Source organism: Micromonospora sp. 4G55 (genome assembly GCF_016803375.1).
The window spans coordinates 1-8177 of the sequence record NZ_JAEVHN010000256.1 but is presented as its reverse complement, the minus strand read 5'-3'; the positions used below and the strand labels follow the sequence as shown (position 1 = coordinate 8177).

At 73.2% G+C, this 8177-nt stretch carries 7 protein-coding genes and 1 pseudogene; 5 read left to right on the top strand and 3 right to left on the bottom strand.

Annotation, left to right across the window (positions count from 1 at the left end):
• The first annotated feature begins 118 nt into the window (after positions 1–118).
• Both JNW89_RS20295 and JNW89_RS20290 read left to right on the top strand, forming a co-directional pair.
• Complete coding sequence (locus JNW89_RS20295) at positions 119–289, top strand: hypothetical protein (RefSeq protein ID WP_238450091.1); 171 nt, start codon at positions 119–121, stop codon at positions 287–289.
• 22 nt (positions 290–311) lie between these two features.
• The gene (locus JNW89_RS20290) at positions 312–1484 is read left to right on the top strand and encodes a zinc-dependent alcohol dehydrogenase (RefSeq protein ID WP_238450090.1); all 1173 of its coding nucleotides are present in this window, start codon (positions 312–314) and stop codon (positions 1482–1484) included.
• 44 nt (positions 1485–1528) lie between these two features.
• On the opposite strand, the gene JNW89_RS20285 is transcribed toward JNW89_RS20290, so the two are convergent.
• Entirely contained in the window at positions 1529–3007 is a 1479-nt protein-coding gene (locus tag JNW89_RS20285) for a glutamate-cysteine ligase family protein (protein WP_238450089.1), read from the bottom strand.
• A 165-nt stretch (positions 3008–3172) separates the two neighbouring features.
• On the opposite strand from JNW89_RS20285, the gene JNW89_RS20280 reads away from it, so the two are divergent.
• Positions 3173–3511, top strand: coding sequence for a DUF3817 domain-containing protein (locus JNW89_RS20280; protein WP_210778836.1), 339 nt, complete (start codon positions 3173–3175; stop codon positions 3509–3511).
• Here JNW89_RS20280 and JNW89_RS20275 read toward each other — a convergent pair.
• Together JNW89_RS20275 and JNW89_RS20270 are read right to left on the bottom strand one after the other, a co-directional pair.
• Entirely contained in the window at positions 3508–4377 is an 870-nt protein-coding gene (locus JNW89_RS20275) for an alpha/beta fold hydrolase (RefSeq protein WP_238450088.1), read from the bottom strand. The genes JNW89_RS20280 and JNW89_RS20275 overlap by 4 nt on opposite strands.
• 39 nt (positions 4378–4416) lie before the next feature.
• Complete coding sequence (locus JNW89_RS20270) at positions 4417–4968, bottom strand: hypothetical protein (RefSeq protein WP_238450092.1); 552 nt, start codon at positions 4966–4968, stop codon at positions 4417–4419.
• A 144-nt stretch (positions 4969–5112) separates the two neighbouring features.
• On the opposite strand from JNW89_RS20270, the pseudogene JNW89_RS20265 reads away from it, so the two are divergent.
• Together JNW89_RS20265 and JNW89_RS20260 are read left to right on the top strand one after the other, a co-directional pair.
• Positions 5113–6232: pseudogene (locus JNW89_RS20265) on the top strand (Vms1/Ankzf1 family peptidyl-tRNA hydrolase).
• A complete protein-coding gene (locus JNW89_RS20260) occupies positions 6225–7985 on the top strand; it encodes a thiamine pyrophosphate-binding protein (protein WP_238450087.1) in 1761 nt (586 codons plus the stop codon). Before JNW89_RS20265 ends, JNW89_RS20260 begins: the two are co-directional and overlap by 8 nt.
• The last annotated feature ends 192 nt before the right edge of the window (positions 7986–8177 follow it).

Below are 8177 nucleotides of genomic sequence, written 5' to 3'. Positions count from 1 at the left end.
TCTTCGGCGAGGAGCCGGAGCAGCAGATCCGCGACGACCTGCGCCGGTTCAAGCAGGTGCTGGAGACCGGTGAGGTGGTCCGCTCCGACGCCAGCCCGCCGGGCGGCTCGGCCGTGCGGTGGCGAAGCTCTTCGGCGAGGAGCCGGAGCAGCAGATCCGCGACGACCTGCGCCGGTTCAAGCAGGTGCTGGAGACCGGTGAGGTGGTCCGCTCCGACGCCAGCCCGCAGGGGATCACCCTGCACCAGCAGCTCAAGCAACGCCCCGCCCAGCCGCTGCCCGCCCGCTGACCGCCACCGGGAAGGAAAGACGATGAGAGCCACCACCTGGACGGGCAAGGACAGCGTCAAGGTCGTCGACGTGCCCGACCCGCGCATCATGAACGCCCGGGACGCCATCGTGAAGATCAGCTCGACGGCGATCTGCGGCTCCGACCTGCACCTCTACCACGGGTACATCCCGGCCCTGCGCAAGGGCGACATCCTCGGCCACGAGTTCATGGGCGAGGTGGTCGAGGTCGGCCCGGAGGTGGACAACCTCGCCGTCGGCGACCGGGTGGTGGTGCCGTTCCCCATCGCCTGCGGCAACTGCGCCTCCTGCCAGCAGGGCCGCTACTCGGTCTGCGAGAACTCCAACCCCAACGCCGGGATCGCCGAGAAGATCATGGGCCACTCGCCGGCCGGCATCTTCGGCTACAGCCACCTGCTCGGCGGGTACGCCGGTGGCCAGGCCGAGTACGCCCGGGTGCCGTTCGCCGACGTCGGCCCGATCAAGATCCCTGACGAGGTCCCCGACGACCAGGCGTTGATGCTCGCCGACGTCTTCCCCACCGCCTACATGGGGGCGGAGATGTGCGACATCACCCCCGGCGACGTGGTTGCGATCTGGGGCGCCGGGCCGGTCGGCCTCCTCGCCGCCGCCAGCGCCCGGCTGCTCGGCGCGGAGCGGGTCGTCGTCATCGACCGGTACCCGTACCGGCTGCGGCTCGCCGCCGAGCGGGCCGGCGCGGAGACGATCAACTACGAGGAGCTCGACGTGCTGGACGAGCTGAACCGGCTCACCGCCGGCCGGGGCCCGGACGCCTGCATCGACGCCGTCGGGCTGGAGGGGCACCACGGCAACGCCGCGATGTACGCATACGACCGGGTGAAGCAGGCCGGCCGGCTGGAGACCGAGCGGCCCTTCGCGCTGCGCGAGGCGATCCTGGCCTGCCGCAGCGGGGGAGTGGTCTCGGTGATCGGGACGTACGGCGGGTTCGTGGACAAGTTCCCGATGGGCGCGTTCATGAACCGCTCGCTGATCATGCGGACCGGGCAGTGCCACGTGCAGCGCTACACCCGCCCACTGCTGGAGCGGATCGTGAAGGGCGAGATCGACCCGAGCTTCGTCATCAGCCACCGGATGCCGCTCAAGGACGCGGCCAAGGGCTACAAGATCTTCCAGAAGAAGCAGGACGACTGCACCAAGGTGGTGCTCAAGGTCTGACGGCGCGGGCTGCGCGACGATCCGTCACCCTGGGGCTGATCGACTCAGGGCAGTGGCCACTCGTGCACCGGGCGGTTGCTGTGCATCAGGTCCACGTAGTGGCGGACCACCTCGCGCAGCGCCTCCGGCCGGTCCAGGTGGTCGGCGGATTCCAGCCGGTGCAGGGTCTCCACCTGCCAGGTCGCCCCGTTGCGCCCGGTCAGGCAGCGCTGCTCGATGATGCTGAGCAGCCGGTCGCGCTCGGCCGGGTCCAGCCCCCACCGGTCCAGCCCGTGGTACGCCAGCGGCAGCAGCCGCCGCAGCACCAGCTCGGTCACCGGCAGGTAGCCCAGGCCGGGCCAGTAGACCTGCGCGTCGATCCCGTGCCGGGCGCAGTTGGTGAAGTTCTCCTCCGCGGCGCTGAACGACATCTGCGACCACAGCGGACGGTCGGACTCCGCCAGGGCCCGGACCAGCCCGAAGTAGAACGCGCCGTTGGCGACGGTGTCCAGCACCGTCGGCCCGGCCGGCAGCACCCGGTTCTCCACCCGCAGGTGCGGGCGGCCCTTGAGCACGTCGTAGACCGGCCGGTTCCACCGGTAGACGGTGCCGTTGTGCAGCCGCAGCTCGGCCAGCTTCGGCACCCCGCCGGCGGCCAGCGCCTCGGCCGGGTCCTCCGGGTCGCAGACCGGCAGCAGCGCGGGGAAGTACCGGACGTTCTCCTCGAACAGGTCGAACACGCTGGTGATCCAGCGTTCGCCGAACCAGACGCGGGGGCGTACCCCCTGGGCCTTGATCTCCTCCGAGCGGGTGTCGGTGGCCTGCTGGAACAGCGGGATGCGGGTCTCCCGCCACAGCTCCCGGCCGAAGAACAGCGGCGAGTTCGCGCCGAGCGCCACCTGGATGCCGGCGACCGCCTGGGCGGCGTTCCAGTAGTCGGCGAACTGCGCCGGGCTGACCTGGAGGTGGAACTGGGTGCTGGTGCAGGCCGCCTCCGGGGTGATGGTGTCCGCGGTGGTCGCCAACCGCTCCACCCCGTTGATCGAGATCCGCAGGTCCTCGCCCCGGGCCGCGAAGATCTGCTCGTTGAGCAGCTCGTAGCGCGGGTTCTGCGACAGCGTCGCGGCGGTGAGGTGCTGCGGGCGCAGGGTGGGCAGGATGCCGATCATCACCATGTGCGCGCCCACCGTGCGGGCCTTCTGTTCCGCCGCGTTGAGGCTGGCCCGGACGTGCTCCTCGAACTCGGCGGTGCCGGTGCCGGCGAGCCGCCGGGGGGCCACGTTGATCTCGACGTTGAACTGTCCCAGTTCGGTCTGGAAGCTGGGGTCGGCGACGGCGGCGAGCACGTCGGCGTTGCGCATCGCCGGCATCGACTCCTCGTCGACCAGGTTCAGCTCGATCTCCAGCCCGGTCATCGGCCGCTCCACGTCGAACCGCGACTCGCGCAGCATCTCGGCGAAGACGTCCAGGCAACGGCGTACCTTCTCGCGGTAGCGGGCCCGGTCCTCTCGGCTGAAGGTCCGCGCGCCGACGTCTTCGCCCATTGGTCACCACCTTGTCACCCTTGGTTCCCCCAAACCTCGCACGTTCCGACGCGGGCGGGGAAGACCCGAAGGACTCTTACCTACCCATTCGCGGCCTCCGTGATCCCCGTCCCTCCGCTGCGGTTCCGCCCCGGTTCGAGGGACCCGGCTGGCTAGCATGGCGCGATGCGTGAGAAGACGACCCGGCTGTTCGTGGCGGCGGCGATCGCCGAGGCGTGCTCCTGGCTGGCCCTGCTGGTCGGCATGGCCGTCAAGTACGGCCCGCCGGCCAACGAGATCGGCGTCAAGATCTTCGGGCCGATCCACGGCGGACTCTTCGTCGCCTACGGGCTGCTGGTGCTGGTGATGGCCCGGACCCACCGGTGGAGCCTGCCGGTCACCGCCGTCGCGCTGGTCAGCGCCGTGCCGCCGTTCGCCACGCTGTTCTTCGAGCGCTGGGCCCGGCGGCGGGGCATGCTCCGCACCGCCCCCGAGCCGGCCCGCCCGCTCACTCCCGTCGGCTAGGCCCCGCCGCCCGCCAGGAACGCCGCCAGCACGGCGGCGAGCTGCTCCGGCGCCTCCTCGGCCATGTGGTGCCCGGAGTCGACGGACGCCACCCGCAGGTCCGGGGCCCACTCGCGCCAGATCGCGGCCGGATCGCCGTACAGCTCCGCCATGTCGTCGCGGGTGGAGAAACAGAACAGCACCGGGCAGTCGATCCGCCGTCCGGCGGCCCGGTCGGCCTCGTCGGCCGCCCGGTCCGGGCCGAGGCCGGCCCGGTAGTCCTCGCACATCGCGTGCACCGTCGCCGGGTCGTGGATGGCCCGGTGGTAGTCGGCGTACGCCTCCGCACCCATCTCGGTGGGCGAGCCGCCGTACCAGGCGTCGGGGTCGGCGTTGATCACCCGCTCGGCCGGCTTGTCCGACTGGGCCAGGAAGAACCAGTGCCACCAGCGGGCGGCGAAGCGGGCGTCGCAGCGGGCCAGCGCCTCGCCGATCGGCACCCCGTCGAGGACGCCGAGCCGGCTCACCCGGCCCGGGTGGTCCAGCGCCGTGCGCATCGCCGCGTAGCAGCCCCGGTCGTGGCCGACGACCGCCGCCCGGTCGTGGCCGAGGGCGTCGAGCAGGCCGACGACGTCGGCCGCCATCGCCCGCTTCGCGTACCCGGCGTGGTCGGGGCCGGCCGGCGGCTTCGACGAGCCACCGTAACCGCGCAGGTCCGGGCAGATCACGGTGAACCGGTCGGCGAGCAGCGGCGCCACCAGGTGCCAGGTGGCGTGGGTACGCGGGTGCCCGTGCAGCAGCACCACCGGCGGGCCGGACCCGCCGTGCCGTACCCGCAGCCGGACGGGACCGACGTCGACGTGTTCCAGGGCGAATCCGGGAAACATGGCGTCCCCGGTGCCCGGCGCGACGGGCCGGGAAACTCCTCAGCCGGTGACCACCGAGCAGGCCGCCACGCCGGCGAGCAGCAGCGCGCCGAGCAGCGCCTGGAGCAGCAGCGGCGGCCCCAGGTGCGACCAGACGGTCGCGGTGCGCGGGGTGAGCAGCTGCCCGGTGGTGACGTTGACGATCCGCTCCACCCGGGGCGGCAGGTCCGGGTCGGGCTGCCGGCGCAGGGTCAGCTGCACGTGATCGGCCGGGTGCAGCGCGCTCTGCGGCAAGTGGCCGTGCAACTCCACCTCGTAGAGCAGGCCGGCGGCGTCGCGCACCCGCAGCGGGGTGACCAGGAACTCCGGCCCCTTCTTGAGATCCTTCCAGCCGCGCCGGGCACCGCCCCCACCACCAGTGGAGAGCAGGCTGCGCACCAGCAGCATCAACAGGCCCACCACGCTCGCCGCGGTCAGCACCACCACCAGCACCGGCTGGCCGACCCGCACCTCGCGGGGATATCCCTCCAGCAACCGGACGACCCGCCCGGTGAGGATCCGCTGCGTCGGATGCACGACGCGGAGCCGGAGATCGCTGTCCATGACCACCACCGAGAGTCCGGATACGTGCACTGATGGTAGCGGTCGCCCCGGTCGAACGACGTGAATGAACCCCGGTCACGCGCACGTGCCGGCGAGGTGACATCCCCGGCGGCGCGGGTAAGCGTGCGGCCGAGCTGGAAAGGGGTCTCGAGCATGCAGCTGTCCTTCCTGCGCCCGCTCTACGACCGTCCCGGGCCGTGGTGCTCGGTCTACCTGGACGCCTCCAGGGACACCCACGACGCCCATCCCCAGGTGGACCTCCGCTGGCGGGCCGTCAAGGGGCGCCTGCTGGAGCAGGGCGCCGACGCGGCGACCGTCGAGGCGATCGGGCAGGTGGTGCGTGGGCACGACCCGATGCCGGGGGACTACGGCGTGGCGATCTTCGCCACCCGTGGTCGGGTGGTGCTCACCGAGTACCTCAGCGCGCCGCCGTTCAAGGACCTGGCCGTCTGGTCCACCCTGCCGCACACCATGCCGCTGGTCGCCCAGCGGGGCGAGCAGATCGCCTGGGTCCGGGTGCTGGCCGACCGGACCGGCGCCGAGGCGATCGCGATCAGCGCCGGTGGGGTGCCCCGCCGGGCCCAGATCGCCGGCCGGGAAGGCGGCCAGTTGGCGCCGGGTCCAGCCGGGCGGCTGGTCGCAGTCGCGCTACCAGCGCTCCGCGGTGGAGGCGTGGCACCACAACGCCGGCGACGCCGTCGCGGCCACGGTCCAACTGGCCGAGCAGGTCGGCGCGGAGGTGGTCGTGGTGGCCGGGGACGTCCGGGCCACCGGCATGATCGCCGCGCAGCTGCCGGACCGCTGGCAGGACGTGATGGTGCGTACCGACGCGGGCGCGCGCGCCGGCGGGGCCGACCCGCAGTTGATGGACGACATCACCGTGCAGGCCATCGCCGAGGTCGCCGAGCAGCACGTCACCGCCGCCCTCGACCGCTTCGGCATGCAGGAGGACGTGGGTGCCGGGCTGGAGGCCGTGGTGGCCGCCCTGCAGCGCAACCAGGTCGACACCATGCTCATCGTCGACGACCCGTCGGCGACCGGTCAGCTCTGGATCGGTCCGGAGCCGACCGACATCGCCATCGAGCCGGGGCAGCTCCCCGCGGTGCGCGACCCGCAGCAGGTCCGCGCCGACGCGGCCCTGGTCCGCGCCCTGGTCGGCACCGACGCCGAGCTGACCGTCCTCGGCCGGGACGAGGCACCCGACCTGACCGACGGCATCGGCGCGGTGCTGCGCTACGTCGACGCCGGCACCCCCGGGCGCGGCAATGGCTGACCGGACGGTCGCGGACCTGGTGGTGGACCGGTTGCGGGCCTGGCGGGTGCCCCGCGCCTTCGGCTACCCGGGCGAGGCCATCGCCCCGCTGGTCGAGGCGCTGGACGCCGCCGGGGGTGACCCGGAGTTCGTGCCGGCCCGCCACGAGGAGACCGCCTCGTTCATGGCCACCGGGCACGCCAAGTTCACCGGCGGGATCGGCGTCTGCCTGGCCACCCAGGGACCCAGCGCGGTGCACCTGCTCAACGGCCTGTACGACGCCAAGCTGGACAGCAAGCCGGTGGTGGCGATCGTCGGGGAGGACGTCACCGGCCCGCTGGGGGGCGCGCACGAGGAGATCGGGCTGAGCCGGCTCTTCGGCGACGTGTGCAACCAGTTCGTCCGCTACGGCCGCGCCCCGGGGCAGGTGGTGGTCCTGCTGGACCAGGCGTTCCGGACCGCCGCGGCCACCCGCAGCCCCACCTGTGTGGTGCTGCCCCGCGAGTTGCAGGAGACCGTCGTACCCGATCTCCAGCCGCAGGCGGCCGGGGTGCTCACCGCGACGCCGGGGGAGCCGCTGGCCCGGGTGCTGCCGCACGACGCGGACCTGGACGCCGCCGCGTCGCTGCTCACCATCGGGCAGCGGGTGGCGATCCTGGTCGGTCAGGGCGCCCGGGGCGCGGAGGACGAGGTCGTGGTTCTGGCCGACCGGCTCGGCGCCGGGGTCGCAACCTCGCTGCTCGGCAAGCCGGTGCTCGACGAGCGGCTGCCCTTCCACACCGGGGTGCTCGGCGAGGTCGGCACCACGGCGGCGGCGCAGCTGATGGGCGGCGCCGACACGCTGCTGCTGGTCGGCACGAACGACCCGTGGATCGACTACTTCCCGATGGCCGGGCAGACCCGGACCGTCCAGATCGACATCGACGGGCGGCGGATCGGCACCCGCTACCCGGTGGACGTGCCGCTGGTCGGCGACGCCGCCGAGACGCTGCGTGCGCTGCTCACCCGGGTGCACGACCAGCCGAACCGGCAGTGGCGCGCCACCGTCGAGGGCTCGGTGGACCGCTGGCGGCAGGAATCGATCGCCCGGGCCGGTGCGCCCGCCCAGCCGGTCAACCCGCAGCTGGTGCTGCACGAACTCTCCCACCGGCTGCCGCGGCGGGGCGCGGTCGCCGTCGACGTCGGCTCGGTCATCTACTGGTACGCCCGCCACCTGGAGCTGCCGCCCGGGGTGAACGCGCAGCTCTGCGGCACGCTCGGCTCGATGGGCTGCGCGCTGCCGTACGCGCTCGCCGCCAAGCTCGCCCACCCCGACCAGCCGGTGCTCGCGTTGCTCGGCGACGGCGCCATGCAGCTCAACGGCCTCGCCGAGCTGATCACCGTGGCGCACCGCTGGCACGAGTGGGCGGACCCGCGGCTGGTGGTGCTGGTGCTCAACAACCGCGACCAGTCCGGCATGGGCGGCGGCCGGCAGGTCACCGACGCCACCCACCGCCGCCCGGACGTGCCGTACGCGGGCTGGGCCCGGCTGCTCGGGTTGCACGGGGTCCGGGTCGACCGGCCGGAACTGGTCGGGGCGGCCTGGGACGAGGCGCTCGCCGCAGACCGGCCGTGCGTGCTGGAGGCGGTGGTGGACCCGGAGGTGCCGCTGCGCCCGCCGGAACCGGCGCTGGCCGACCTGCGGGGGGTCTTCGCCGACGGCGACGCCGCCCGCCGGGTCCGCGACCGGATGCTCTCCACCCGGATGACCGTGGAGGCGGAGGACCTCGTTTAGCGCCACCGGGGCAGGGCATCAGGAGACCCCCAGCCGTTACCGGGAGGTCCCATGTCCGACTCCGTCGACCGCCGCTACGGCCCCGCGCCGCTGCCGCAGCCCCGGGGCCCGGTCTCCGCCGCCGTGATCGAGGCGCTGCGCCAGCCGCCGCACGACCTTCCGGCCGGGCTGGGCGCGGAGTTCGATCCAGCG

Coding starts and splice junctions, on each gene's coding strand:
- JNW89_RS20285 (WP_238450089.1), bottom strand. CDS start 3,007: ATGGGCGAAGACGTCGGCGCGCGGACCTTCAGCCGAGAGGACCGGGCC.
- JNW89_RS20280 (WP_210778836.1), top strand. CDS start 3,173: ATGCGTGAGAAGACGACCCGGCTGTTCGTGGCGGCGGCGATCGCCGAG.
- JNW89_RS20290 (WP_238450090.1), top strand. CDS start 312: ATGAGAGCCACCACCTGGACGGGCAAGGACAGCGTCAAGGTCGTCGAC.
- JNW89_RS20260 (WP_238450087.1), top strand. CDS start 6,225: ATGGCTGACCGGACGGTCGCGGACCTGGTGGTGGACCGGTTGCGGGCC.
- JNW89_RS20275 (WP_238450088.1), bottom strand. CDS start 4,377: ATGTTTCCCGGATTCGCCCTGGAACACGTCGACGTCGGTCCCGTCCGG.